Below are 24,015 nucleotides of genomic sequence, written 5' to 3'. Positions count from 1 at the left end.
GCGCCCGCCTGGCCCGCCGCCGGTGCGGCGGCCGCACCGCCCCCCACGAACCGCGCACCGGCCGCCGCCGACGCCCAGCGCCGGCGCGCCCAGGCCACGACCCACACGCAGGAGCGCCACGCCATGGTGCTGCCGTTCCGCGCCGAGGCGCTGATGTCGTGGAGCGAGCTGGTGCGCGTGAACCGCAGCAGCGACGACGAAGACGACGGCAACGCGCTCAAGGCCGCCAACGACATGGAGGTCTTGTCGGTGGCGCAGCAGGGCCAGACCCTGGCCGCGCGCGTGAAGTTCGACCTGGACCTGCCCAGCAGCAGCGCCGACGACACCCCGCTCGGCCCGGGCCGCAAGTTCCCCGAGTGGGACCACCGGCGCGGCGTGCTGGTGCCCGACCACTGCCTGGTGCAGGACCTGCGGGCCCGCCAGGGCGCGCCCTTCGTGCCCGGCGCCGGCCTGCGCGCCACGGCCCGCCAGGTGCGCCGGCGCATGGAGGTGCTGCGCCACGCGCCGCGCCTGCAGCGCGGCCAGGAACAGGGCGACGACATCGACCTGGACGCCTGGATCCGCCTGCAGGCCGACAGCCTCGGCGCCAGCGCCCGGCGCAGCGACACGCCCGCGGTCTACACCCGGCAAACCCGCGGCGAGCGCAGCCTGGCCACCTGGCTGCTGGCCGATCTCTCGCAGTCCACCGACGCCCACGCGAACGACCACGCGCGTGTGATCGACGTGATCCGCGACGCCTTGTACGTGTTCGGCGAGGCCCTGAACGCGGTGGGCGACCCGTTCGCCGTCTGGGGCTTCAGCTCGGTGCGCCGGCAACACGTGCGCATGCAGTGCATCAAGGGGCTGGACGAAGCGTGGAACGACGCCGCCCGAGCCCGCGTGGGCGCGATCCGGCCCGGCTACTACACCCGCATGGGCGCGGCGATCCGCCACGCCACCGAACACCTGCGCCAGTGCCCGCAGCGCTGCCGGCTGCTGATGCTGCTGACCGACGGCAAGCCCAACGACCTCGACCAGTACGAAGGCCGCTACGGCCTGGAAGACACGCGCCATGCGATCCGCGAGGCCCGCGCGGCCGGGCTGATTCCGTTCTGCGTCACCATCGACAGCGCGGGCCACGACTACCTGCCGATGCTGTTCGGCCGCCAGGGTTACGCCCTGGTGCACCGCCCAGAAGACCTGGCGCACCGCCTGACGCAGGCCTGGACAACCCTGGTGAGATAGGAGCCCCCCACAGCGCTTCGCGCTCCCCCCCAGGGGGCGGCACTGGCCGTCCGGCAAAGCCGGCCCGGCGGTGCCCTTGGCTTTGCGTCGCTTCTGGCGTTGCGGGTCGTGCTCCGGCGTCGTGAAAGCGATACCCGTGACACGCGCAGGCTCTCACCACCAGAAAAACAGCGCCGACCAGCCGGCCACCACCAAGCCGGCGCCGACGGCGATCAGGCCGGTGGCAAGCGCACGGCGCCCCGTGTCCTGGCTGTGGGCGGCGCTGGAGCGCCAGGCCAGCCACAGGCCCCACAGGGCCGCGCCTGCGAGCAGCAGGGCGCGGGTGCCGTCCACCCAGGGCACGGCGAGGCCTTCGTGGCGCAGCATGGTCACGGTGGTCATGGACAGCCCCAGGAACGCCCCGCAGCCGCCCAGCGGCACATAGGCCAGGGCCAGGTGGTGCTGCGCGCCCGGGCTCGTCAGCGCGCGCGCGGCGGCCAGGCACAACCCGTACAGCGCGGCCCCCACCGCCAGCCCGGTGGCCAGGATGTAGGCCACGATCAGCAGGCCGTCGAGCCAGACGAACACGTCCTGGTTCTGCGGGTAGTGCGTGAGCAGCCACCAGGGCGCGTTGTCCGACAGCAGCCACCACCAGCCCCGCTCGGCCGCCCCGTCCACCAGCGCCACGCGCCACGCCACGAAGACCGGGCTGGCGCCCCAGTGAAACGCGCCCATCGCCACGCCGATGAGCCCGAACAGCAGCAGGGCCGTGTCCCAGCCGCTGGCCGTGTGCGCGCCGTGGCGCACGATCTCCGAGCCGGGCACCCGCGCGACCAGCGTCACCGCGTCGCGCTGGCCGCTGCAGCGGCCGCACATGTGGCAGGCCGAGGCGCTGTCCATGCGGCGGATGTCGATCAAGGGCGCGCAGTTGGGCAGGCGGGTGATGCCGCCGGTGCGCGCCTCCCAGCGCGCCCGGTCCACCTGGAAGTGCAGCGGCGCGAGCCGCGCCAGCAGGCCGAACACGCCGCCCACCGGGCACAGGTGGCGGCACCACACCCGCTTGCCACGCCCGTACAACACGCCCACCAGCACGGCCGCCACGGTGGAGCCGCCCAGCACCAACAAGGCGGCCTGCGGGTACTGGTACACGCTCACCAGCTGGCCATAGATGGTGGTGATGACGAAGGCCACGGCCGGCCAGCCGCCCCAGCGCATCCAGCGCGGGATGCCGCGCCCGCGCCCGTGCCGGCTCACCGCCTCGCTCAGCGCCCCCTCGGGGCAGAACACCCCGCACCAGACGCGGCCCAGCAGGACCATGCTCAGCAGCACGAAGGGCCACCAGATGCCCCAGAACAGGAACTGCGCGAACAGGCCCAGGTGGTCCAGGATGCGCGCCTCATCGTCGGGCAGCGGCAGAAACGCCGGCAGCACCACCAGCACGGCGTAGGCCAGCACGATGACCCACTGCACGCCCCGGATCAGGCGGCCGTGGCGGCGCATGGCGTCGCCCAGCGCCGGCAGCACCCCCACCGGGCGGCGCGGCACGAAGCGCAGTGGCATGGCCGCCACGTGCGGCGCGGTCGTGGTCGCGCCCATCGCGGGGTCCACGGCGCAGGAGGTGGGCATGGGCAGTCTCACCAATCAGCGATCAGCGCGCACGGGGACCACTCGCGCCGGCGCACCGGCGCGCAACAGGCCCGCCACGCCGAGCCAGAAGCCCGCGTAGGCCAGCACGGTGATCAGCGCGGGCTGCGCCCGGTAGCCGGTCAGCGCCGCGAGCAGGCCGCCCACGGCGCCGCTGTCGTCCAGCCAGTCGGCGCTGTTCCAGAGCGGGTCCACCAGCGTGGGCAACACGTCCAGCGAGATCAGCCGGTCCACCGCGTTGACCCACAGGGACGCGGCGAGCAGCAGCAGCAGGGCCTCGCTGATGCGGAAGAAGCTGCGCCACGACAGCCAGCGCCGGCCCGACTGCAGCAGCCAGAAGCTCGCCAGCGCCAGCCCCAGGCCCAGCAGCGCCGAGGCCGCGAAGCCCAGTTGGCCGGCGCCCGCGTGGCGGCCGGCCACGCCGTAGAGAAAGATCACGGTTTCGCTGCCCTCGCGCGCGATGGCCAACGCCACCAGCAGCGCGATGCCCCAGCCGCTGGCGCGGGCGAGCTGGCCGGCGGCCTGGTGTTCGAGGTCCTGCCGCAGGGCGCGGCCATGGCGGCGCATCCACCACACCATCTGCAAGATCAGCGCCGCGGCGCTCAGCACCATCGCGGCCTGGAACCACTCGCCGGCCTCGCCGTCGAGCACGCTGGCCGCGCCCAGCATGAGCAGCGCCAGCCCGAGCGCGGCGGCCAGGCCCAGCGCCACGCCACCCCAGAGCCAGCGCAGGCCCCAGGCCCGGTCGGGGCGCTCACTGAGCCAGGCGCGCAGGATGCCGACCACCAGCAGCGCCTCCACGCTTTCGCGCCAGGTGATGAAGACCACTTCGCCCATGCCGTGCTCCCGCTCAACGCGCCACGATGGCGCCTTGCCCCGTGGTCTGGTGAAAATCGTCAAAGAACCGGTAGCGCCCGGCATCCAGCGGCCGGAACACCAGCGACGAAGTCACGCCCGGCGCCAGCACCTTTTCCTTGCGCAGCTCCAGGCTCTCGAACTCCACCGGATCGCGCCCCGCGTTGGTGATCTCCAGCCGGAACTTCACCCCCTGCGGCACCACCAGCTCCACCGGCTCGAACCGCCCCTCACGCGCCGTGAGCCGGTAGGTCGGCATGTCATCCGCCTGAGCCAAGCCCAGGGCCGACCCCATCAGCAACACCGCCACCGGCCAAACGCACCAGGCCAGCAGCCGGGCACGACGGGTATTCCCGGAGCGCAAGGCACCCCAGCCCAGGACACCGCCGGGCCGGCTTTGCCGGACGGTAGGTGTCGCCCCCTTGAGGGGGTCGCGCGCAGCGCGGCAGGGGTGGGCCATCAATACCCACCCTTCTTGCCCGTGCCCGCAAAGGTGAATTCGTAGCTCACGTCGAAGGGCTTGAACCACGGGCCGACGCCGGTTTCCTTGTCGGTGTGGCGGCCAAAATGCGCTGCGTGGCCGCTGGGCGGGCTGATGCGCAGGGTCAGCTTGTATTTGCCGGGGCCCATCAGCTTGACGTTGTCGCCGTAGTGCGGGCCGTCGGAGGCCACCATGGGCATGAAGTGGCCGCTGACCTTCTCGGTCGTGCCCAGCTTGACCAGTTCGAAGTCGATGCTGAGGTGGGGCATCCAGGCCCCTTCCTCGAAGCCGTTCGGGTGGTCCTTGAGCGCGTGGATGTCGGCTTCCAGGTGGATGTCCGATTCCTCGGCCTTGCGCATCATGCCCTCGGGCTCCATCTTGATCGGTGCCAGGTACACCGCGGCGATCTCCATGCCGGCCAGCTTGTGCGGCGTGCCGATCGGGAATTCCTTGGCGTGCGCGGCAAAGGACAAGGCGGCGCTGGCCGCGAGCGTGGCGATGAAAGACGTGTATTTCATGAGTGATCCTTGGTATCTCGGGACGGGCAGGTTGCACGGTCCGAATCGGATACTAAACAAGAATCACTCTTGTTTACTTGACGAAGATCAAGCTTCGGGCACGCCGGATGGATCTGAGGTTGAACGTTTTTTCGGCCGCATCCAGGCGGGACCGAAAGACACTCAGCCAGCCTGATCCACGGCCAGCCCTGGCTCGGCAGCGGCGCTCTCCAGTGCCCGCCGCGCCTTCCTGCCCTTGACCCAATAGGGATAGAAGAACAGGTAGTAGCCGGTCAGGATCAGCCAGAACAGGGTGATGCCGCTCAAGATCATGGCGGCGTACTTGGCGACATCGCCGAACACCAGGAAGGAGTGCACATCCATCCACAGCTGATCGCCGCGCAGCCCAACGTTGAGCACCTTTCCGCTGATCGCGTCGATCTGGATTTCCCGGGGTGAGCTGAAACCGGAGCTCGCTTCCAGACGAACCTTCCACATGCGTTTGCCCGGGCGCAGCTCGATCCGGTTGATGTCGTCCAGGGACTTGGCCCCCGGCAGGTCCATCTCCAGCACGATCTCCGCGATGCGCTGCACCGGCAGGAACTGGCTGAACTCGCCCTTCTCACCTTTGCGCGAGGACGGCTGCAGGTATTCGAGGTCTTTCTTGAAGGCGAGAAACAGGCCCGACAACACAATGACCAGGAAGACCAATCCCAGAAACAGGGACATCCATTTGTGCGTGAAGCGGGAGAACTTGGCGAAGCGGGCCATCGAATCCGGGTGACGCTTCCCTGCGGCGGAGGTGTTTTTCATGGTGCAATTGTGTTTTTTGATGCAAATGCAATTCATTCGCATTACAAATTATGCCCAAAAAAACACCCGCCTCCCCCCAGGCGCCGTTGTTGTTGGCGCCGGCACCGACCTACCGGCATTCAAAGCGCTGAAACCGAGCGCCCAGCTCCGCCAGATCGCTCGCCGACAGGCCGTCCAGCGGCGCGCCCGGCTCGCTGCAGGTCTGCAGCACCCAGTGCGGCACCAGCTGCGCCGCCAGCGCGTCGGCCAGCCGGAACAGATCGTCGCGGCTGAACAGCCCGGCGTGCCAGGTGGTGCGGCATTCCAGGGCCAGGCCCCGGTCCAGCAGCAGGCCCAGGCTCTGCGCGGCCCGCGCGCCGCTGCCCGGCGTGCGGGTGATGGCGTCGTAACGGTGCGCCGGCGCCTTGACGTCCAGGCCCACCCAGTCCAGCCAGGGCAGGGCCTGCGCCAGGCGTTCCGGGTACATGCCACCGGTGTGCAGGCCGGTGACAAAGCCCAGCGCCCGCACCTCGGTCAAGGCCGGCACCAGCGCGGCCTGCAGCGTGGGCTCGCCGCCCGAGAACACCACGCCGTCGAGCAGCCCGCGGCGCTGCTGCAGAAACGCCCGCACGTCCGACCAGGCCAGCGCGCCGGGGGCCGCCGCGTCCAGCAGGGCCGGGTTGTGGCAATAGCCGCAGCGCCAGGGGCAGCCCTGGCAGAACACCACGGCCGCCAGCCGGCCGGGGAAGTCGATGCCGGTGAGCCGGGTCAGGCCGCCGATGCGCAGGCCCTCAGCCGTCACGGCCGGTCGCGTGGCAGGCACAGGTCCTTCACTTCCTCGGTTCGGCAAAGAAGCGCCGTTCGGCGTGTTCGCCCTGCTTGCCCCGGTTGAAGCTGCTCACGGGGCGGTGGTAGCCCATGACGCGGGTCCAGACCTCGCAGGGTTGGCGCTCGTCGTCGCGCAGGTTGATATCGGCAGCCGTTGACTTGACGGCAGATGGGGTCGATGCGTTCATGGGTGTTTCCTTTTGGGGTGGTTGAAAGACGGGGTATCAAGCGGCTTGCAACTGGCGTTTGGCGGCCAGTTTTTCCGCATCGCACACGGGGCAGAACGGGTGCTCGCCAGCGAGGTAGCCGTGGGTCGGGCAGATGGAGAAGGTGGGCGTGACGGTGATGTAGGGCAGGCGGTAGTTGGTCAGCGCGCGCTGCACCAGCGCGCGGCAGGCCTCGCCGCTGGTCAGGCGCTCGCCCATGTACAGGTGCAGCACGGTGCCGCCGGTGTACTTGCGCTGCAGCGGGGCCTGGCGCTCCAGCGCCTCGAACGGATCGTCGGTGAAACCCACGGGCAGCTGCGAGGAGTTGGTGTAATAGGGCTGCTCGGGTGTGCCGGCCTGCAGGATCGTGGGCCAGCGCTTGCGGTCTTCGCGCGCGAAGCGGTAGGTGGTGCCTTCGGCCGGCGTGGCCTCCAAGTTGTACAGGTGCCCGGTCTCCTCCTGAAAGGCCACGATGCGCTCGCGCACGTGGTCGAGGAAGCGCAGCGCGAAGGCGTGGCCCTCGTCGGTGCCGATGTCGTGCGCGTCGCCGCTGAAGTTGCGCACCATCTCGTTGATGCCGTTCACGCCCAGGGTGCTGAAGTGGTTGCGCAGCGTGCCCAGGTAACGCTTGGTGTAGGGGAACAGGCCCTGGTCCATGAGCCGCTGGATCAGCTTGCGTTTGGTCTCCAGGCTCTGCTTGCCCAACTCCAGCAGGCGGTCCAGCGCGGCCAGCAGGCCGGCTTCGTCGCCCGCGTGCAGGTGGCCCAGGCGGGCGCAGTTGACCGTGACCACGCCCAGGCTGCCGGTCTGCTCGGCGCTGCCGAACAAGCCGTTGCCGCGCTTGAGCAGCTCGCGCAGATCGAGCTGCAGGCGGCAGCACATGGAGCGCACCATGTTCGGCTGCAGCTCCGAGTTGATGAAGTTCTGGAAGTACGGCAGGCCGTACTTGGCCGTCATGTCGAACAGGCGCCGCGCGTTCTCGCTCTCCCAGGGGAAGTCGGGCGTGATGTTGTAGGTGGGGATGGGGAAGGTGAAGACCCGGCCCTTGGCGTCGCCTTCGGTCATCACCTCGATGTAGGCGCGGTTGATCAGGTCCATCTCGGCCTGCAGATCGCCGTAGCAGAACGGCATCTCGCGGCCCGCGATCACCGGCACCTGCTCACGCAGGTCTTCGGGGCAGACCCAGTCAAAGGTGAGGTTGGTGAAGGGCGTCTGCGTGCCCCAGCGCGAGGGCACGTTGAGGTTGTAGATCAGCTCCTGGATGCACTGGCGCACGGCGGCGTAATCCATGCCGTCCTGGCGCACATAGGGCGCCATGTAGGTGTCAAAGGACGAGAAGGCCTGCGCGCCGGCCCACTCGTTCTGCAGCGTGCCCAGGAAGTTGACGATCTGCCCCACGGCCGAAGACATGTGTTTCGGCGGCCCCGACTCCACCTTGCCCGGCACGCCGTTGAGGCCCTCGTTGAGCAGGGTGCGCAGCGACCAGCCCGCGCAGTAGCCGCTGAGCATGTCGAGGTCGTGGATGTGGATGTCGCCCTCGCGGTGGGCTGCGCCGATCTCGGGCGTGTAGACGTGCGAGAGCCAGTAGTTGGCCGTGACCTTGCCGGCCACGTTGAGGATCAGGCCGCCCAGCGAGTAGCCCTGGTTGGCGTTGGCGTTGACGCGCCAGTCGGCGCGCGTGAGGTACTCGTTGATGGAACTTTCCACATCCACCAGCGTTTGTTTGTCAGCGCGCAGCGTGGCGTGCTGCTCGCGGTAGACGATGTAGGCGCGCGCCGTCTTGAAGTGGTTGGCCGCGATCAGCGTCTGCTCGACCACGTCCTGCACCTGTTCGATGTGCGGCGCCTCGCCGCGGAACCGGTGGATCAGCACCTTGACCACCTGCGCGCACAGCAGCGCGGCCTCCGGCTCGTCGAACTCGCCGCTGGCGGCCCCGGCGCGGGCCAGCGCCGCACCGATCTTGTGGGCATTGAACGGCTCGCGCTGACCACCTCGCTTGACCACCTCGCGGGGCAAACTGACCACCATGGCGTCCTCCATCGGGTTCTCCTCATTCGGGGTTAAAACACTACCTATGGTGTGCACGATACCCATGACACGCTATATGTAGTTTGATGTGCGACAAGAAATCGCACGCCCCGGAGGCCCGAAAACGCCCAAAGACCGGCTTGATGCGCATCAAGCCGGCGCCCTGGCCCCGGCCCTGCCGCCGGGGGAGGGAAAGCGCCTAGCGGCGCAGCCGGCAGGCGTCGCCGCTGGCCTGGCGGCGCACCTCCACGCAGTCCAGCTGCTGCGCGTAGCGCGCTTCCATCGCGCGCCAGATGAAGGTGCAGAGGTTTTCCAGCGTGGCCGGGCCGAGGTCGGCCACCTCGTCGAGGAAGCGGTGGTCCAGCGCCTGGCGCAGGGTCTCGATGTGGCCGCGCAGGTGGGCCAGATCGACCAGCATGCCGCTCTCCGGGTCGGGCTCGCCCGCCAGCGTGACCTCGGCGATGTAGGTGTGGCCGTGGATGCGCAGGCTGGGCTCGACATCGATCTTGCGGCGCAAGGTGTGGGCGGCCTCGAAATAAAAGCTCTGACTCAGTTCGTATCTCATCTCAATCCATCTCTATCAACTCAATTCACATGCCACGGCAGTTCCCACACCGCATGAAACCTGGGCGCGCCGGCCCCTCACCCCAACCCTCTCCCCAGCGGGGAGAGGGAGCCAAACCCGCGGCCGGAGGGCGTGCCTCGCCCAGGGCACCCGTGGAACTGGCTTTGCCAGGCCACAGGGTGCGCCCCCTCCGGGGGGACGCCGCGAAGCGGCGCAGGGGGGTCATCGGATCCCCAACACCTTGTGCGTCTGCACCGAGAGCCGCCAGCGCGGGTCGGCCAGGCACAGCGCGGTGGCCAGCTCGGTGTTGCGGCGCGCCAGCGGGCCGTCCATGGCCTGCAGGAAATGGTGGTCGAACGGCAGCTCGGCCAGCGCCGCCAGGTCCAACCCGTCCTGCGGCACCACCACCTTCAACTCCTGCCCGCGGGTGAGCAGCAGCGGAGCGCCGGCCTTGGGGCTCACGCACACCCAGTCCAGCCCGGCGGGTGGCGCGAGCGTGCCATTGGTTTCCACCGCGATGGTGAAGCCGCGCGCGTGCAGCGCGCCGGTCAGGGCCTCGTCCACCTGCAGCAGCGGCTCGCCCCCGGTCAGCACCACCAGGCCGGGGGCCGCGCCGGCGGGCCACTGCCCGGCGATGGTGTCGGCCAGGGCCTCGGCGGTGGTGAACTTGCCGCCCAGCGTGCCGTCGGTGCCCACGAAGTCGGTGTCGCAGAAGGTGCAGACCGCGCTGGCGCGATCGGCCTCGCGCCCGCTCCAGAGGTTGCAGCCGGCAAAGCGGCAGAACACCGCCGCGCGGCCGGCGTTGGCACCCTCGCCCTGCAGGGTGTAGAAGATTTCCTTGACGCTGTAGGTCATGGTGAGAGCCGGGTTGGCCGCGAAACAGGCGGCGCCCGGGGTTGTATCGAAGAGGCCGATATTGTCCGCCACCGGGGCCCACGGCCGGGCCGCTGTCGCGTGGGCGCTGACAAGCGGCCCGGCGCTCCACACAATGCCCGCATGGACTTTGAGCACAGCCCCCGGGCGCAGGCGCTCCAGCAGCAGCTGGAGAACTTCATGCAGCGTTACCTGCTGCCCCACAACGCGGCCTGGCACCAGGCGGTGCAACTGGGGCAATACCCGCCGCCGTTCCTGGACGACCTGAAGACCCTGGCGCGCGAAGAAGGCCTGTGGAACCTGTTCCTGCCCAGCCTGCGCGACGGCGAGCCCGGCACCCGCCTGGACAACCTGGACTACGCGCCGCTGGCCGAAACCATGGGCCGGCTGCACTGGGCGCCCGAGGTGTTCAACTGCAGTGCGCCCGACACCGGCAACATGGAGTTGTTGCACCGCTTCGCCACACCCGCGCAGCGCACGCGCTGGCTCACGCCGCTGCTGGACGGCACGATCCGCTCGGCCTTCGCCATGTCCGAGCCCGACGTGGCCTCGTCCGACCCGACCAACCTGCAGACCACGGTGCGGCGCGAGGGCGACGAGCTGGTGTTGAACGGCCGCAAGTGGTTCATCACCGGCGCGGCGCATCCGAACTGCAGGCTGCTGATCGTGATGGCGCGCAACGCGCCCGACGACACCGCCACGCCCGAGACGAAACACCACCAGCACAGCATGGTGCTGGTGCCGCTGGACACGCCGGGTGTGGAGGTGGTGCGCAACATCAGCGTGGTGCACCACCACGCGCCCGAGGGGCATTGCGAGATCGTCTTTCGCCAGGTGCGCGTGCCGGCCAACCAGCTGCTCGGCGGCTGGGGCGAGGGCTTTGCGATGGCGCAGGCGCGCCTGGGGCCGGGCCGGGTGCACCACTGCATGCGCACCATCGGCCAGTGCGAACTGGCGCTGGAACTCGCCACCGAACGCGCGCTGGAGCGCCGCAGCTTTGGCAAGACGCTGGCCGACTACGCCAACGTGCAGGAGTGGATCGCGATGTCGCGCATCGAGATCGACCAGGCGCGCCTGCTGGTGTTGCGCTGCGCCTGGCTGCTCGACCACCCGGAGCGCGTCGAACCCGCGGCCCTGCGCGCGCAGGTGGCCGCGATCAAGGTGGTGGCCGCGGGCCTGCAGACCCGCGTGGTGGACCGCGCCATGCAGATCTTCGGCGCCATGGGCCTGTCGCCCGACACCCCGCTGGCGCAGTTCTGGACCTGGGGCCGCGCCCTGCACCTGCTCGACGGGCCCGACGAGGTGCACCTGCGCAGCGTGGCGCGCCACGAGTTGGACCGGGCGCGGGGGCGCATGGGGTCTTCTTCCGCTTACTTCACGACACCGGAGCAGATGCGGGCGCCACCGCGATTGCACTGAGCCCCCACGCTCCGCCGCTGCGCGGGTCGCTCTTCATCGGTCGAGCGATCCTGGCAGCGATCCGTGGCACCCAGTGTCTGGTCGCGGACTGTTCGAATAGGATCATTTCGTACAAAATTCATATCCTTTCGTCCAACCATCGGCATGACCTCTCCGCCCCCGCCCATCGACCGCCTGTCCGGCCTGCTGGAGCGTTTTCCCGTGCGCGCCGAGCTGTCCTTCACCGGCACGCTCTGTGGCGTGCAAAGCTTCACGCCGCCGCCGGGCATGGGTTACCTCCACCTGCTGCGCCGGGGCACGCTCGATGTCACGCACCCGCCGCGGCAGGCCGTGCCGCTGCGCCTGCACCTCAGCGCGCCCGCACTGCTGTTCTACCCGCGCGCCATCGCCCACCACTTCCACAACCCGCCGATCGAGGGCTCGGACTTCACCTGTGCGCAGCTGTGGTTCGAGGGTGGCCAGGCGCACCCGCTGGTGCGCACCCTGCCCGGCGCCATCGTGCTGTCGCTGAACGAGGTCGAGGGGTTGGGGGCTTCTCTGGACCTGCTGTTCGCCGAGACCGGCCGCGTGCGCTGCGGCCACCGCCTGCTGGCCGACCGGCTGTTCGAGGTGGTGCTGATCCAGACCCTGCGCTGGCTGCTCGACCACCCGCACGAGGCCGGTGTGCCGCCCGGACTGGTCACGGGCCTGTCGGACCTTCGGCTGGCGCGGGCCATCGGGGCGATGCACGATGCACCCGGCGAGCCCTGGAGCGTCGAGCAGCTGGCGGCTGCGGCCGGCATGTCGCGCACCAGCTTCACCAGCCTGTTCCGGCAACTGGTGGGCCAGACGCCGGCGGACTACCTGAGCGACTGGCGCATCGGGCTGGCCCAGACGGGCCTGGCGCGGGGCAGCTCCATCAAGCTGCTGGCCAGCGAACTGGGCTACGCCAACCCCTCGGCCCTGAGCCGCGCCTTCGCCGCCAAGACCGGGCGTTCACCGCGCGAATGGCTCAAGGGATCGTTGCCGCCGGCACCACCGGCGCGCTGAGCCCCATCGCCTGCGCCGCGATGTCCAGCGAGCGCAGCCGCAGCGCCGGGTCGAACAGGTCGCTGACCAGCATGAACTCGTCGGCCTGGGTGGCGTTGGCGAGTTGCTGCAAACCGGCGCGCACCGTCTCCGGCCCACCGACCACCGCGCAGGCCAGGAAGTCGGCGATCGCCGCGCGGGCCTGCGCGTCCAGGTGCTCCATGAAACCGGCCACCGGCGCGGGCAGTTGGCCGCGCTGGCCGGTGAGGATGCCCAGCACGCGCTGGTAGGTGCTGCTGGCCAGGTACTGCGCCTCCTCGTCGGTGGGCGCAGCCACCAGCGGCACGCCCACGATGGCGTAGGGCTTGTCGAGCACGGCCGACGGTTTGAAGTTGTGGCGGTACATGTCCAGCGCCTGCAGCAGGTAGCGCGGCGCGAAGTGCGAGGCGAACGCATACGGCAGGCCGCGCTCGGCCGCGAGCTGGGCCGAAAACAGGCTCGATCCCAGCAGCCAGATCGGCACATGGGTGCCCGCGCCGGGCATGGCGATGAGCCGCTGGCCCGGCTGCGGATCGCCCAGCAGGCGCTGCAGCTCGGCCACGTCGCGCGGGAAATCGTCTTCGGTCTCGCGGCGGTCGCGGCGCAGCGCGCGCATGGTCAGCGGGTCGGTGCCGGGCGCGCGGCCCAGGCCAAGGTCGATGCGCCCGGGGTAGAGCTCGGCCAGCGTGCCAAAGGCCTCGGCCACCACCAGCGGCGCGTGGTTGGGCAGCATCACGCCGCCCGAGCCCACACGCATGCGCTCGGTCGCGCCGGCGATGTGGCCCACCAGCACCGCCGTGGCCGAGCTGGCGATGCCGCTCATGTTGTGGTGTTCGGCCAGCCAGTAACGCGTGAAACCCAGCGCTTCGGCATGCTGCGCGGTGCGCCGCGCAATCGCCAACGCATCGGCCACCGTGCCCCCTTCGCGCACCGCCACGAGGTCGAGCAGGGACAGGTGGATCTGGTGCAGGGGCTTGGGCAATGGGTTCATGGGCTGGATTGTCAGAGCTTTGCACCCAGCCGGCCTGCGGCTCGGCGAAAGACCACTTCACCGCTTCCCTGATGGGGTGTCAACTTGCGGGTTCGCCCTTGCGCAGGAAGACGGCAAAGGTACCGCTCGCCTTGGCGACCAGCACCTCGCCGGCCTGTATGCAGGCCTCAAGACTGGCGACCGTCCTGCTCCGGTTGACGATCTCGCCGGTACAGACCAGGGCGCCGGCCAGCACGGGCTTGAAGTAGCTGATCTTGATCTCGATCGTCGCGCAGCCCTCGCCAAGAGCGAGCGTCGGGTAGAGCGCGGCGCCCATCGCTGTGTCGGCGAGGGTGAAGAGCGCACCGCCATGGACGATGCCTGCCGAGTTGAAGTGATGGCCCTCGACCAGCAGCGTGCATCGGCTGCGCCCGCCATCCTGCTGCTCGATGCGAACGCCAACGTGATTGACAAAGGGAAGCTCCATCACCCGCACCTTTCTGGCAAACCAACGACGCCGTGCAAAACCCCAAGATCCGACCGGAACTGGCGGGGCAACGTGATCGTCATTTTGCACAGCGCCAACGTTGACATCACTTTATGAAACACCCTCCGTGGGGTCACCGTCCGTCGGCGACCGCCCGCACGGGCTGTGAGGCGTAGACTGGGCCGCACCTCCATTCCTGCCTCCCCCCGCCATGACCACCCTCTTCGACCCCACCACCGTTGGCGATCTCCGGCTCGCCAACCGCATCGTCATGGCGCCGCTCACGCGCAACCGCGCGCCCGACGCCATCCCCACGCCGCTGATGGCCGAGTACTACGCCCAGCGCGCCAGCGCGGGCCTGCTGATCACCGAGGCCACCGCCATCACCCAGCAGGGCCAGGGCTATGCCGACGTGCCCGGTCTGTACGGCATCGAGCAGCTCGACGGCTGGAAGCGCGTGACGCAGGCGGTGCACGACGCCGGGGGCAAGATCGTGGTGCAGCTCTGGCACGTGGGCCGCGTCTCGCACACCGATCTGCAACCGCACTTTGCCAAGCCCGTCGCGCCCTCGGCCATCCGCGCCCACACCAAAACCGTGCTGATCAAGGACGGTGTGCCGACCTTCGTGGAAACCTCCGATCCGCGCGCGCTCGACCCCGAGGAGATTCCCGGCATCGTGATGGACTACCGCCACGCGGCGCTCAACGCCATCGCCGCCGGTTTCGACGGGGTGGAGATCCACGCCGCCAACGGCTACCTGATCGACCAGTTCCTGAAAACCGGCAGCAACCACCGCCGGGACGACTACGGCGGCAGCATCGCCAACCGCGCGCGCTTCCTGCTCGAAGTGGCCCGCGCCGTGACCGAGGCCATCGGGGGCGGGCGCACCGGCATCCGGCTCTCGCCAGTGACGCCGGCGAACGATGTGACCGACGCCGATCCGCAGTCGCTGTTCGACCACGTGGCGCGCAAGCTCGCGCCGCTGAACCTGGCCTACCTGCACCTGATCGAGGGCGCCACCGGCGGCCCACGCGATCTGCCCGAGCGCCCGTTCGACTACGCCGAGCTCAAGGCCGTCTACCGCGCGGCCGGCGGCCAGGGCGCCTGGATGGTGAACAACGGCTACGACCTGCCGCTGGCCCAGCAGGCGCTGGCCGACGGCGCCGACCTGGTGGCCTTTGGCAAGGCCTTCATCGCCAACCCGGACCTGGTGGCGCGCCTGCGCGCGGGCGGCCCGTTCAACGAACCGGACCGCAGCACCTTCTACGGCGGTGGCGAAGAAGGCTACACCGACTACCCCCCGCTCGCCGGCTGAGGGCCTGACACCGTTGGGGGTTCCATCCCGCGCCAGCCGTTCGGGCGCCTATGATGGCCGGGCTTTTGCGCCCCTGCCTGACCCATGCCTTCGCCCGAACTCACCGCCGCGATCTACCCCTGGCTGCTGCCGGTCCACATCGGCCTGGTGAGCACCAGCGTGGCGCTGTTCACGGCGCGCGGCCTGGGTGTGCTGGCGGGCCGGGGCTGGCCCATGGCGGACTGGGCGCGCGGCCTGGCCCCGGTCGTCGACTCGTTGCTGCTGCTCGCGGGCGGCACACTGTGGTGGCTGCTGCAGTTGAACCCCCTGCAAAACCACTGGCTGCTCGTCAAGCTGATGCTGCTCGTGGTGTACATCGTGCTGGGCACGCTGGCGCTCCAGCGCGCGCCCACACGCGGCGCGCGGGCCCTGTGTTTCGCGGCCGCGCTGCTGTGCGTGTCGTTCATGGCCTCGATCGCCCTGAACCACCACCCGCTGGGCTGGTGGGCACCATGAACGCCAGCCCCGACACCAACCCGCCACCCACGCCGCACGCCTCGCGCGCGGTGCGCTGGCTGCTCTGGCTGGCGGGCTCGGTCTCGCTGGCGCTGGGCCTGCTCGGGGTGCTGCTGCCCGGCCTGCCCACCACGCCCTTCGTGCTGCTGGCCGCGGCCTGTTACGCCAAGGCCTCGCCGCGCCTGCACCGCTGGCTGCTCAACCACCGCTGGATGGGGCCCATGCTGCGCGACTGGGAGCGCGACCGCAGCCTGACCCGGCGCAGCAAGACCGTGGCCCTGGTGTCCATGGCGGTGATGGTGAGCGTCTCGATCTGGAGCTTTCGCGGCCGGCTGGCGCTGCAGCTGGTGCTGGCGGCCACCGCGGCCGTGGGCGCCTGGGTGGTGCTGCGCATCCCCACCCGCCGGCCCCCCACCATGGCGCCGTCCGTCGGGAAAACACCCCGATAAGCTGGACTTAATCCAGCGCCACCACCATGCCCCCCAGACAGCCCGCGAATCCACGCGGGCTGGTCTCAAGGAGTGTGTCCCGTGTTGTTTTCGTCCGTGCGCAACCTCGGGTTGCCAAGCCCCGCCAACCCGCCCGCGCGCGCGCCCCGCCTGACGGCGCACGGCCTGGGCGACCCGCTGCGCCCGCAGGTGGAGGCTTTCATCGCGCAGGTGTATGCGCGCCGCTTCGGCGCCCAGGTCACCCACTTCGCGCCCACGCTGGTGAGCCTGCGCGACCCGCTGGACGGCGGCATCGTGGCCGCCGCGGGCTACCGGCCAGCGCGGCATGCCACCCTGTTTCTGGAGCGTTACCTGCAGGCTCCGATCGAGTCGCTGCTGGCCACGCCGGGCCACACCCCGCCCGAGCGCGCGGGCATCGTTGAAGTCGGCCACCTGGCCGCGCAGCGCGCGGGCGAGGGCCGGCGCCTGATCTTCCTGCTGGGCCATCACCTGGCGGCCGAAGGCGCGCAGTGGGTGGTGGGCACGCTCACCGAAGAGCTGCGCCATCTGTTCGTGCGGCTGGGCATCACGCCGCAGGCCCTGGGCCGCGCCGACCCGGCCGCGCTTGGCGACGACGCGCGGCAGTGGGGCAGCTACTACGACCACCACCCCGTGGTGCTGGCCGGGCAGATGCAGCAGGCGCTGCGCCTGCTGCAGCGCCGCGAGAACGCCCGGCCCGCTGAAGGGCTGCGCAACGCGCAAGAGAAGCTGGCATGAAGGGTGATCCTGTGAGCAGCCCCCACCCCTCCCCACAAGACGACGCTTCCCCGATGAACGCACTGGCCGCAGGCGCCTCGCTCAACGACGGGCAACGCCGCATCGACCACGCCGCGCTCCAGGCCCAGGTGGCCGCGCTGGCCCGGACCCTGCGCGACCAGGGCACCCGGGTGCTGGCCACCGTCATGGACAACAGCCCCGCCTGGGTGGTGGCCGATCTGGCCGCCGCGCAGGCCGGCCTGGTGCACGTGCCACTGCCAGTGTTCTTCACCCCGGCGCAGATGGCGCACGCCACCCGCGCCGCCGGCGTGAACGGCGTGCTCACCGGCGCCCCCCTGGCGGCGCTCTGGCCGCGGGCGACGCCCCTGCCCTGCGAGGTGGCGGGCCAGCCGCTGACGCTGCTGCGGCTGCCCGCCACGGCGGTGCCCCTGCCCGCCGGCACGGCCAAGATCACCTTCACCTCCGGCACCACCGGCACCCCCAAGGGCGTGTGCCTGAGCGGCCCGGCGATGCGCCGCGTGGCCGACGGCCTGGCGCAGGCGCTGCAGCCGCTAGGCATCACGCGCCACCTGTGCGCGCTGCCCTTCGCGGTGCTGCTGGAAAACATCGCCGGCCTGATGGCGCCGCTGTCGCAGGGTGCCGAATGCATCGTGTTGCCGCTGGCCGAGGTGGGCCTGCAAGGCTCGTCCCGTTTCGACGCGGCCTGCCTGCAGGCCGCGGTGGAGCGGCACCAGCCACACAGCCTGATCCTGCTGCCGCAGATGCTGCGCGCCTGGGCCGGCTGGCTGCGGCACCACCAGCAGCGCGCCCCCGCTTCGCTGCGGATGGTCGCGGTGGGCGGCGCGTCGGTGGGCGCGGCGCTGATCCAGGCGGCGCGCGCGGTGGGCATCCCCGCGCACGAAGGCTACGGCCTGTCCGAAGGCGCCTCGGTGCAGACGCTGAACCTGCCCGGCGCCGACCGCCCCGGCAGCGTCGGCCGGGCGCTGCCCCACGCGCAGCTGCGCCTGGCGGCGGACGGCGAAATCGAGATCCGCGGCAGCCTGTTCGCGGGCTACCTCGGCGACCCATCCCCGGTGCCCGCGTGGTGGCCCAGCGGCGACCTGGGCGAGATCGACGCCGAGGGTTTTGTCCACGTGCGCGGCCGCAAGAAACACGTGCTGATCACGGCCTACGGCCGCAACGTCTCGCCCGAATGGGTGGAGACCGCCCTGCGCAGCGAAAGCGCCATCGCACAGGCGGTGGTGTTCGGCGAAGCGCAGGCCGCGCTCAGCGCCGTGCTCTGGCCCATGCACCCCGCCACGAGCGACGCCGAGCTGCAGGCCGCCGTGGACGCGGCCAACCAGACCCTGCCCGACTACGCCCGCGTGGGGCACTGGGTGCGCGCTGGCGCGGCCTTCACGGTCGAGACCGGTCTGGCCACCGCCAACGGCCGCCCGCAACGCCCGGCCATCCTGGCCCAACACGCCGACGCGCTGGCCGCCGCGGCGTGTGAAACCCCCTGAATTCCAAGGACCCGAACCATGAGTTTCTTCGCCCAACTGCAGCAACAAACCGAACTGGCCCGCATGGGCCTGCTGAGCGCGCCCATCATCCAGGGCTGCCTGCAAGGCGTGGTCTCGCTGCCGAGTTACCAGGCCTTTCTGCGCGAGGCCTACCACCACGTGAGCCACACGGTGCCGCTGCTGCAGGCCTGCAAGGCCGCGCTGCCGCCGCACCACGCCTGGCTGAACGACGCCATGGACGAATACGTGGAAGAAGAGCGCGGCCACGACGAGTGGATCCTGGACGACATCCGCGCCTGCGGCGGCGACGCCGAAGCGGTGCGCCACGGCCAGCCCGCCCACGCCACCGAGGTGATGGTGGCCTACGCCTATGACACCATCGCGCGGCGCAACCCGCTGGGCTTCTTCGGCATGGTGCACGTGCTCGAAGGCACCAGCGTCTCGCTCGCCCTGCTGGCCGCCGACCAGATCCAGAAACCGCTGAACCTGCCCGACGCCGCCTTCAGCTACCTGCGCTCGCACGGCACGCTGGACCAAGAGCACACGGCCCACTTCGCCCTGCTGATGGACCGCATCGACGACCCGCAGGACCAGGTCGCCATCGTGCACGGCGCGCGCGCCTTCTTCCGCCTCTATGGCGACGTGTTCCGTGGCCTGCCGCTGCCGCAGGCGCCTGCAGAAGCCATGCCCGAGCGGGCCGGAGCCCTGGCATGAGGGCCGCCCAGGCCCGCATCGTGCTCACCGGTGCTGGCGGCGGCATTGGCCGCGCCACGGCCAGCACCCTGGCCTGCGCAGGCGCATCGCTGCTGCTGGTGGGCCGCTCGCCCGAGCGCCTGGAGAGCCAGGCGCGCGAACTGGTGGCCGCGGGCGCCCCCACCGCGCACATCGGCTGGCGCGCCTGCGACCTGACCAGCGCCGCCGACATCGACCGGCTCGCCGCCGAGGCCGCCATCTGGGGCTGCAACGTGGTGCTGCACGGCGCCGGCCTGCCCGCCTTCGGCCGCCTGCAGTCGCAAAGCGCCGCCGACATGCAGGCGGTGCTGCAGACCAACCTGCTCGCGCCCATGCTGCTCACCCGCGCGCTGCTCGGGCACCTGCTCCAGCAACCCGCCGCGCAGGTGATCTGCGTGGGCTCCGCGCTGGGCCGCATCGGCCTGCCCGGTTTCAGCGTGTACAGCGCCAGCAAGTTCGGGCTGCACGGCTTCGCCGAGGCCCTGCGCCGCGAGCTGGCCGAAACCCCGGTGCGCGTGCAGTACATCGGGCCGCGCAGCACCGAAACCGGCTTCAACAACGCCGACGTGGCGGCCTACAACCAGGCCACCGGCACCGCCATGGACCCGCCCGCGGACGTGGCCCGCGAAATCCTGCGCCTGCTGGAAGACGGCAGCGCCGAACGCTTTCTGGGCTTCCCCGAAAAAATCGCGGTGCGCCTCAACGGCGTGCTGCCCACCTGGCTCGACGGCAGCTTCCGCAAGCACCGCCACAGCCTGCCGCCCGCGCCCGCGTTGACCGCTGGCGCCCTTCCTTCGTGAACCCCGTTGTCTCCCTGGAGCTTGTCCCCATGAACCACCACACCCCCCTGGGCACCGCCGTGCCCGCCACGCGCCGCCACTGGATCACCGCCCTGCTGGCCAGCGCCGCCCTGGCCCTGCCCTTCGCCGGCCACGCCGCGGGCGTGGAAGACGCCGTCAAAGAACTGCAGCACGACTGGGAAGTGACGCGCTACCAGACCGTACCCAGCGAACGCGAGAAGCGCTTCGAGGCGCTGGCGGCCAAGGCCCGCAAGATCAGCGAAGGCTTCGTCGGCCGCGCCGAACCGCTGGTGTGGGAAGGCATCATCGTCAGCTCATGGGCCGGCGAAAAAGGCGGGCTGGGCGCACTGCCGCTGGTGAAACAGGCCAAGCGCCTGTACGAGGCCGCCATCCACATCGACGGCAACGTGCTCGACGGCTCGGCCTACAACAGCCTGGGCGTGCTGTATTACAAGGTGCCGGGCTGGCCCATCGGTTTTGGCGACAAGGACAAGGCGCGCGAGCTGCTGCAAAAGGCCCTGAGCATCAACGCCCAGGGCATCGACCCCAACTACTTCTTCGCGGAATACCTGGTGGAAACCGGCCACCCGGAAGAAGCCACGCCCTACCTGGAGCGTGCGCTGCAAGCCCCCGCCCGCGCCGGCCGCCAGATCGCCGACAGTGGCCGCCGCGAAGAGGTGCGCCAGTTGCTGGAGAAGGTGAAGGGGCACTGAGGCCGGGGTGGGGGCCGCCCGCCGGCCCAGGCGTCAGGCCGCGCGCCGCGCCAGCACCTCGAACGCCGGCAAGGTCTTGCCCTCCAGCACTTCCAGGAAGGCCCCACCCCCGGTGGAGATGTAGCCCACGTCCTTCTCGATGCCGTACTTGGCGATCGCGGCCAGGGTGTCGCCACCGCCCGCGATGCTGAAGGCGCTGGATTCGGCAATCGCGTGCGCGATGGTCTTGGTGCCGTTCTCGAACGCCGCGAACTCGAACACACCCACCGGGCCGTTCCAGACGATGGTGCCGGCCTGCTTGAGCTGTTCGGCCAGCAGCTGCGCGGTCTGCGGGCCGATGTCCAGGATCAGGTCGTCGTCGGCCACGTCGGTGGCGGCTTTCACGGTGGCCACGGCGTCGGGGCTGAAGCTCTTGGCGCAGACCACGTCGGTCGGGATCGGTACCGCGGCGCCGCGCGCCTTCATGGCGTTGATCACCGCCGTGGCTTCGCCCAGCAGGTCCGGCTCGGCCAGGCTCTTGCCGATCTTCAGGCCGGCGGCGAGCATGAAGGTGTTGGCGATGCCGCCGCCGACGATCAGGCCGTCCACGTTCTTGGCCAGGGCCTGCAGGATGGTGAGCTTGGTGCTGACCTTGCTGCCGGCGACGATGGCGATCAGCGGGCGCTTCGGGTTGGCCAGGGCCTTGCCGATGGCGTCCATCTCGGCCGCCAGCAGCGGGCCGGCGCAGGCGATGGGGGCGGTCTCGGCGATGCCGTAGGTCGTGCCTTCGGCGCGGTGCGCGGTGCCGAAGGCGTCGTGCACGAAGATGTCGCAGAGTTTGCCGAGCTTGGCCGCGAGTTCGGGTTTGTTCTTTTTCTCGCCGACGTTGAGGCGGCAGTTCTCCAGCATCACGAGCTCGCCCGGGGCGACGGAGAAGTCGCCATCGACCCAGTCGCTCACCACGCGGATGCTGCGGCCCATGAGTTCACCCATGCGCGCGGCCACGGGGGCCAGGGAGTCTTCGGGTTTGAACTCGCCTTCGGTGGGGCGGCCCAGGTGGCTGGTCACCATGACGGCGGCACCGGCGTCCAGCGCCATCTGGATGGCGGGGATGCTGGCGCGGATGCGGGTGTCTTCGGTGATCTTGCCGTCGTCGTCCTGGGGCACGTTGAGGTCGGCGCGGATGAAGACGCGTCGGCCAGCGGCCTGGCCGCTGGAACAGAGGTCGGAAAAGCGGATGAATTGCATGGGTGGTGCCTTGAGCGGGCAGCGGTGCTGCGGGGATGCGGGAGCGCGGGTGCGAAACGCGCAGCGCAAATTGTAGGCACTGCCGCCGCCGGTGGCCGCGGCGGAGGCGCGCCCTCAGTCCAGGCGCTGGGGCAGGGCTTCGGGGGCCTCGGCCCTGACGCCGGCGAGCCACGCCCGGCCCTGGCTCCAGCGGTGCACCACGATCCAGGCCAGCACCGAGGCCAGCAGGCCCCCGGCCAGCACATCGACCGGGAAATGCAGGCCCAGCGCGACCCGGCTCCAGGCGACCAGCACGCCCGTCGTCAGCAACAGCACGCGCCCGATGCCGTGCGGCGCCGACAACCAGCCCACCACGCCCAGGGCCATGGCCACGCTGGCGTGGCTGCTCGGGAAGCTCGGGGTGGGGGAGTGCTCCAGCCAGCGGTGCCCCAGGCCCAGAACGAAGGGCCGCGGCATCGGCAGCGCCCACTGGATGCAGCGCGCCACCAGCCAGGCCAGGGCCATGGCCAGCAGCATCTGGCGCGCCGTGGTGCGCCAGCGGGACTCGCCCACCACGGCCACGCTGAGCGCGAACACGAGCGCAAAAGCGGGCAGTTGGACCGAGGCGAAACGCGCCAGCGACAGGGCCCAAGGGCTCGTCAGCGGCGACAGGTTCAACCAGAGAAAAAGCGATTGGTGAAGCTCGCTCATGGTCGCGCTTCCCGGTGGCCGGTGCGCTCGCAGGGAGCTTGCTGGGGGGTTCGCTGCATGGGGTGAAGGTCTCCAACCGGGTTGATGCGCCATCAGGACCTTATGCGGTCCAGCTTATGCGGCGCTTATCGCGGGCCACACCCCAGGAAATCCCCTGGACTTAAGCAGGCACAAATTTTAACAACTCACCATCGGCCCCGGCCCATCGGACTTTGTGAATTTGTCTTTGTTTTTCATCCTTTTCAGGAGGTTCCCCAAGGGCCGCGATCCGCGCGAAACCCCTCGCGCGGCTGAGCAGCCACGCCGGATTCATCCCTTTTTTTGCTCTACGGACAGGAGACCCTGGACATGATCAACACAACACCCCTTCGCGCCACAACGGCCTGGCTCATCGCCCTCGCGGCCGCCTGGGGCGGCCACGCCATGGCCAGCACCCCCGCCGAAAAGGTGGTCTGCACCCAGCTGCCGCGCTCGCAATGGATGTCGGAGCAGCAGGCCCGGGCCGCGTTCGACGCGCCCCGGTACCTGCTGGTGCGCTTCAAGATCTCCCGCGGCAACTGCCACGAGTTCTACGCGGTGGAAAAAGACGGCACCGTGGTGGAGGCCTACCGGCACCCCGTCACCGGAGAAACCGTGCGCCTGACCCGCGTGCCCCCGCCCACGCCGGTGGGCCCGCAGCCGACGGGACAGCCCGAGGCGTCGGGGACACTGCCCACGGGCCGGTAGCCTTGTTGGGCTGGCTGGGTCGGGCACAGTGCAAACCCCGCGCCCATTCAGGCCGCTCTTGACGGTCTAAGGGCTATAGTGCCCATCGCGGATGCGCTCTCGCACTTGGTCCAATAAGCGTTTGGACACCAAAGGCGCAGCAACACAGGCACGAACTTTGCCCGATCCGTTATGCCTGATCAGACATGCAGCATGCTGGGGCAACTGTATGAATGCAGACATGTTTGGAAAGGTGCCTCACCATGTTGTTTTGCGTGAGTGTGGGTATTCGTTAAAACACGAACGACATCAAAATTGGGCATCATGACTCACCCCCGAAGTACCTTATGGATAGCCGCTTCTACCGGCGCGGTCTTGACGCTCGCGACGTCTGTATTGGCCGCAGTCTTGGCGAATGCAGGGTACGAATCCGCAGCCGCAGTCATCTACTGGCCAAACACCCTGCTTCAGGGAATGGTTCCAAAGCACAACATCGGAACCAGTGAGGCCCCCATCTACGAAGGAACACCGCTCAACTTCGTCGCGTTCTGCGCAAGCTTCTTGCTTGCGTGTGTCTCCTACTCTGCCGCAGCGACTTGGCTTCTACGGCGCCGAAACACCAATGCCTGAGGTAGGTCCAGCGCCTGTCGAATCAAATGCGGTGCGCGTTCCGTCACAGGGAAGTAGCCGTCGTGTTTGGCCAATCGGCTTCACCCCCGTGTTTCGCCGCCTCGAA

At 69.9% G+C, this 24,015-nt stretch carries 26 protein-coding genes; 12 read left to right on the top strand and 14 right to left on the bottom strand.

The window, feature by feature from the left end; all coding sequences use genetic code 11:
- Positions 1 to 1,224: nitric oxide reductase activation protein NorD (locus AC07YZ_RS20885; RefSeq protein WP_494796175.1), on the top strand; the 1,224-nt coding region annotated here is incomplete at its 5' end.
- A gap of 153 nt (positions 1,225 to 1,377) precedes the next feature.
- Here AC07YZ_RS20885 and AC07YZ_RS20880 read toward each other — a convergent pair.
- From AC07YZ_RS20880 to queE, 10 genes are all read right to left on the bottom strand, one after another.
- The gene (locus tag AC07YZ_RS20880; protein ID WP_494796178.1) at positions 1,378 to 2,763 is read right to left on the bottom strand and encodes a 4Fe-4S binding protein; all 1,386 of its coding nucleotides are present in this window, start codon (positions 2,761 to 2,763) and stop codon (positions 1,378 to 1,380) included.
- A gap of 81 nt (positions 2,764 to 2,844) precedes the next feature.
- On the bottom strand, positions 2,845 to 3,684 hold the full coding sequence (locus tag AC07YZ_RS20875; RefSeq protein ID WP_494796174.1) for an FTR1 family iron permease: 840 nt from the start codon (positions 3,682 to 3,684) through the stop codon (positions 2,845 to 2,847).
- Positions 3,685 to 3,697: 13 nt separating this feature from the next.
- On the bottom strand, positions 3,698 to 3,997 hold the full coding sequence (locus AC07YZ_RS20870) for a cupredoxin domain-containing protein (RefSeq protein WP_494796173.1): 300 nt from the start codon (positions 3,995 to 3,997) through the stop codon (positions 3,698 to 3,700).
- Between the two features lie 164 nt (positions 3,998 to 4,161).
- Positions 4,162 to 4,701, bottom strand: coding sequence for an iron transporter (locus AC07YZ_RS20865; RefSeq protein WP_494796172.1), 540 nt, complete (start codon positions 4,699 to 4,701; stop codon positions 4,162 to 4,164).
- A gap of 162 nt (positions 4,702 to 4,863) precedes the next feature.
- The gene (locus AC07YZ_RS20860) at positions 4,864 to 5,451 is read right to left on the bottom strand and encodes a PepSY domain-containing protein (RefSeq protein WP_494796171.1); all 588 of its coding nucleotides are present in this window, start codon (positions 5,449 to 5,451) and stop codon (positions 4,864 to 4,866) included.
- Between the two features lie 151 nt (positions 5,452 to 5,602).
- Positions 5,603 to 6,295, bottom strand: coding sequence for an anaerobic ribonucleoside-triphosphate reductase activating protein (locus AC07YZ_RS20855; protein WP_494796170.1), 693 nt, complete (start codon positions 6,293 to 6,295; stop codon positions 5,603 to 5,605).
- Positions 6,296 to 6,302: 7 nt separating this feature from the next.
- The gene (nrdD, locus tag AC07YZ_RS20850; RefSeq protein WP_494796169.1) at positions 6,303 to 6,488 is read right to left on the bottom strand and encodes an anaerobic ribonucleoside-triphosphate reductase; all 186 of its coding nucleotides are present in this window, start codon (positions 6,486 to 6,488) and stop codon (positions 6,303 to 6,305) included.
- Positions 6,489 to 6,524: 36 nt separating this feature from the next.
- The gene (locus AC07YZ_RS20845; protein ID WP_494796168.1) at positions 6,525 to 8,546 is read right to left on the bottom strand and encodes a ribonucleoside triphosphate reductase; all 2,022 of its coding nucleotides are present in this window, start codon (positions 8,544 to 8,546) and stop codon (positions 6,525 to 6,527) included.
- A 187-nt stretch (positions 8,547 to 8,733) separates the two neighbouring features.
- On the bottom strand, positions 8,734 to 9,099 hold the full coding sequence (locus AC07YZ_RS20840) for a 6-pyruvoyl trahydropterin synthase family protein (protein ID WP_494796167.1): 366 nt from the start codon (positions 9,097 to 9,099) through the stop codon (positions 8,734 to 8,736).
- Positions 9,100 to 9,321: 222 nt separating this feature from the next.
- Positions 9,322 to 9,954: a 7-carboxy-7-deazaguanine synthase gene (gene queE, locus AC07YZ_RS20835; RefSeq protein WP_494796166.1), complete on the bottom strand. Its 633-nt coding sequence runs from the start codon at positions 9,952 to 9,954 to the stop codon at positions 9,322 to 9,324.
- A 141-nt stretch (positions 9,955 to 10,095) separates the two neighbouring features.
- Here queE and AC07YZ_RS20830 point away from each other — a divergent pair, with 141 nt between their 5' ends.
- Both AC07YZ_RS20830 and AC07YZ_RS20825 read left to right on the top strand, forming a co-directional pair.
- The gene (locus AC07YZ_RS20830; protein ID WP_494796165.1) at positions 10,096 to 11,391 is read left to right on the top strand and encodes an acyl-CoA dehydrogenase family protein; all 1,296 of its coding nucleotides are present in this window, start codon (positions 10,096 to 10,098) and stop codon (positions 11,389 to 11,391) included.
- 144 nt (positions 11,392 to 11,535) lie between these two features.
- A complete protein-coding gene (locus AC07YZ_RS20825; protein WP_226490374.1) occupies positions 11,536 to 12,420 on the top strand; it encodes an AraC family transcriptional regulator in 885 nt (294 codons plus the stop codon).
- Here AC07YZ_RS20825 and AC07YZ_RS20820 read toward each other — a convergent pair.
- Both AC07YZ_RS20820 and AC07YZ_RS20815 read right to left on the bottom strand, forming a co-directional pair.
- Positions 12,383 to 13,429: an LLM class flavin-dependent oxidoreductase gene (locus AC07YZ_RS20820; protein WP_494796164.1), complete on the bottom strand. Its 1,047-nt coding sequence runs from the start codon at positions 13,427 to 13,429 to the stop codon at positions 12,383 to 12,385. The two genes, AC07YZ_RS20825 and AC07YZ_RS20820, sit on opposite strands and share 38 nt — an antisense overlap.
- Positions 13,430 to 13,508: 79 nt before the next feature.
- On the bottom strand, positions 13,509 to 13,895 hold the full coding sequence (locus tag AC07YZ_RS20815) for a PaaI family thioesterase (protein WP_494796163.1): 387 nt from the start codon (positions 13,893 to 13,895) through the stop codon (positions 13,509 to 13,511).
- Positions 13,896 to 14,106: 211 nt separating this feature from the next.
- Here AC07YZ_RS20815 and AC07YZ_RS20810 point away from each other — a divergent pair, with 211 nt between their 5' ends.
- The 8 genes from AC07YZ_RS20810 (at position 14,107) to AC07YZ_RS20775 (ending at position 20,657) form a co-directional block, all read left to right on the top strand.
- Complete coding sequence (locus AC07YZ_RS20810) at positions 14,107 to 15,210, top strand: alkene reductase (RefSeq protein ID WP_494796162.1); 1,104 nt, start codon at positions 14,107 to 14,109, stop codon at positions 15,208 to 15,210.
- Between the two features lie 84 nt (positions 15,211 to 15,294).
- On the top strand, positions 15,295 to 15,705 hold the full coding sequence (locus tag AC07YZ_RS20805; RefSeq protein WP_494796161.1) for a SirB2 family protein: 411 nt from the start codon (positions 15,295 to 15,297) through the stop codon (positions 15,703 to 15,705).
- The gene (locus AC07YZ_RS20800) at positions 15,702 to 16,154 is read left to right on the top strand and encodes a YbaN family protein (RefSeq protein ID WP_494796160.1); all 453 of its coding nucleotides are present in this window, start codon (positions 15,702 to 15,704) and stop codon (positions 16,152 to 16,154) included. Before AC07YZ_RS20805 ends, AC07YZ_RS20800 begins: the two co-directional genes overlap by 4 nt.
- Before the next feature lie 81 nt (positions 16,155 to 16,235).
- Positions 16,236 to 16,910, top strand: coding sequence for a thermostable hemolysin (locus AC07YZ_RS20795; RefSeq protein ID WP_494796159.1), 675 nt, complete (start codon positions 16,236 to 16,238; stop codon positions 16,908 to 16,910).
- Positions 16,907 to 18,412: an AMP-binding protein gene (locus tag AC07YZ_RS20790; protein WP_494796158.1), complete on the top strand. Its 1,506-nt coding sequence runs from the start codon at positions 16,907 to 16,909 to the stop codon at positions 18,410 to 18,412. Before AC07YZ_RS20795 ends, AC07YZ_RS20790 begins: the two co-directional genes overlap by 4 nt.
- An 18-nt stretch (positions 18,413 to 18,430) precedes the next feature.
- Entirely contained in the window at positions 18,431 to 19,126 is a 696-nt protein-coding gene (locus tag AC07YZ_RS20785) for an iron-containing redox enzyme family protein (RefSeq protein ID WP_494796157.1), read from the top strand.
- Positions 19,123 to 19,944: an SDR family oxidoreductase gene (locus AC07YZ_RS20780; protein ID WP_226490383.1), complete on the top strand. Its 822-nt coding sequence runs from the start codon at positions 19,123 to 19,125 to the stop codon at positions 19,942 to 19,944. The genes AC07YZ_RS20785 and AC07YZ_RS20780 overlap by 4 nt, the downstream gene beginning before the upstream one ends.
- 29 nt (positions 19,945 to 19,973) lie before the next feature.
- Positions 19,974 to 20,657, top strand: coding sequence for a hypothetical protein (locus tag AC07YZ_RS20775; protein WP_226490384.1), 684 nt, complete (start codon positions 19,974 to 19,976; stop codon positions 20,655 to 20,657).
- Positions 20,658 to 20,690: 33 nt separating this feature from the next.
- On the opposite strand, the gene AC07YZ_RS20770 is transcribed toward AC07YZ_RS20775, so the two are convergent.
- Together AC07YZ_RS20770 and AC07YZ_RS20765 are read right to left on the bottom strand one after the other, a co-directional pair.
- The gene (locus AC07YZ_RS20770; protein ID WP_494796156.1) at positions 20,691 to 21,884 is read right to left on the bottom strand and encodes a phosphoglycerate kinase; all 1,194 of its coding nucleotides are present in this window, start codon (positions 21,882 to 21,884) and stop codon (positions 20,691 to 20,693) included.
- Positions 21,885 to 21,998: 114 nt separating this feature from the next.
- The gene (locus AC07YZ_RS20765) at positions 21,999 to 22,574 is read right to left on the bottom strand and encodes a phosphatase PAP2 family protein (protein WP_494796155.1); all 576 of its coding nucleotides are present in this window, start codon (positions 22,572 to 22,574) and stop codon (positions 21,999 to 22,001) included.
- Between the two features lie 348 nt (positions 22,575 to 22,922).
- On the opposite strand from AC07YZ_RS20765, the gene AC07YZ_RS20760 reads away from it, so the two are divergent.
- On the top strand, positions 22,923 to 23,300 hold the full coding sequence (locus AC07YZ_RS20760) for a PepSY domain-containing protein (RefSeq protein ID WP_494796154.1): 378 nt from the start codon (positions 22,923 to 22,925) through the stop codon (positions 23,298 to 23,300).
- Positions 23,301 to 24,015: the final 715 nt, after the last annotated feature.

It is taken from the genome of Hydrogenophaga sp. GW101-3F08, from assembly GCF_059424585.1.
The sequence above is the reverse complement of the archived record's forward strand: the minus strand, read 5'-3'. Positions and strand labels throughout refer to the sequence as shown.

Bases quoted from the DNA above. Each gene is read 5' to 3' on its own strand.
- AC07YZ_RS20880 (WP_494796178.1), bottom strand. From the start codon at position 2,763: ATGCCACTGCGCTTCGTGCCGCGCCGCCCGGTGGGGGTGCTGCCGGCG.
- AC07YZ_RS20875 (WP_494796174.1), bottom strand. From the start codon at position 3,684: ATGGGCGAAGTGGTCTTCATCACCTGGCGCGAAAGCGTGGAGGCGCTG.
- AC07YZ_RS20870 (WP_494796173.1), bottom strand. From the start codon at position 3,997: ATGGGGTCGGCCCTGGGCTTGGCTCAGGCGGATGACATGCCGACCTAC.
- AC07YZ_RS20865 (WP_494796172.1), bottom strand. From the start codon at position 4,701: ATGAAATACACGTCTTTCATCGCCACGCTCGCGGCCAGCGCCGCCTTG.
- AC07YZ_RS20860 (WP_494796171.1), bottom strand. From the start codon at position 5,451: ATGGCCCGCTTCGCCAAGTTCTCCCGCTTCACGCACAAATGGATGTCC.
- nrdD (WP_494796169.1), bottom strand. From the start codon at position 6,488: ATGAACGCATCGACCCCATCTGCCGTCAAGTCAACGGCTGCCGATATC.
- AC07YZ_RS20845 (WP_494796168.1), bottom strand. From the start codon at position 8,546: ATGGAGGACGCCATGGTGGTCAGTTTGCCCCGCGAGGTGGTCAAGCGA.
- AC07YZ_RS20840 (WP_494796167.1), bottom strand. From the start codon at position 9,099: ATGAGATACGAACTGAGTCAGAGCTTTTATTTCGAGGCCGCCCACACC.
- queE (WP_494796166.1), bottom strand. From the start codon at position 9,954: ATGACCTACAGCGTCAAGGAAATCTTCTACACCCTGCAGGGCGAGGGT.
- AC07YZ_RS20830 (WP_494796165.1), top strand. From the start codon at position 10,096: ATGGACTTTGAGCACAGCCCCCGGGCGCAGGCGCTCCAGCAGCAGCTG.
- AC07YZ_RS20825 (WP_226490374.1), top strand. From the start codon at position 11,536: ATGACCTCTCCGCCCCCGCCCATCGACCGCCTGTCCGGCCTGCTGGAG.
- AC07YZ_RS20820 (WP_494796164.1), bottom strand. From the start codon at position 13,429: ATGAACCCATTGCCCAAGCCCCTGCACCAGATCCACCTGTCCCTGCTC.
- AC07YZ_RS20815 (WP_494796163.1), bottom strand. From the start codon at position 13,895: ATGGAGCTTCCCTTTGTCAATCACGTTGGCGTTCGCATCGAGCAGCAG.
- AC07YZ_RS20810 (WP_494796162.1), top strand. From the start codon at position 14,107: ATGACCACCCTCTTCGACCCCACCACCGTTGGCGATCTCCGGCTCGCC.
- AC07YZ_RS20805 (WP_494796161.1), top strand. From the start codon at position 15,295: ATGCCTTCGCCCGAACTCACCGCCGCGATCTACCCCTGGCTGCTGCCG.
- AC07YZ_RS20800 (WP_494796160.1), top strand. From the start codon at position 15,702: ATGAACGCCAGCCCCGACACCAACCCGCCACCCACGCCGCACGCCTCG.
- AC07YZ_RS20790 (WP_494796158.1), top strand. From the start codon at position 16,907: ATGAAGGGTGATCCTGTGAGCAGCCCCCACCCCTCCCCACAAGACGAC.
- AC07YZ_RS20785 (WP_494796157.1), top strand. From the start codon at position 18,431: ATGAGTTTCTTCGCCCAACTGCAGCAACAAACCGAACTGGCCCGCATG.
- AC07YZ_RS20780 (WP_226490383.1), top strand. From the start codon at position 19,123: ATGAGGGCCGCCCAGGCCCGCATCGTGCTCACCGGTGCTGGCGGCGGC.
- AC07YZ_RS20775 (WP_226490384.1), top strand. From the start codon at position 19,974: ATGAACCACCACACCCCCCTGGGCACCGCCGTGCCCGCCACGCGCCGC.
- AC07YZ_RS20770 (WP_494796156.1), bottom strand. From the start codon at position 21,884: ATGCAATTCATCCGCTTTTCCGACCTCTGTTCCAGCGGCCAGGCCGCT.
- AC07YZ_RS20765 (WP_494796155.1), bottom strand. From the start codon at position 22,574: ATGAGCGAGCTTCACCAATCGCTTTTTCTCTGGTTGAACCTGTCGCCG.
- AC07YZ_RS20760 (WP_494796154.1), top strand. From the start codon at position 22,923: ATGATCAACACAACACCCCTTCGCGCCACAACGGCCTGGCTCATCGCC.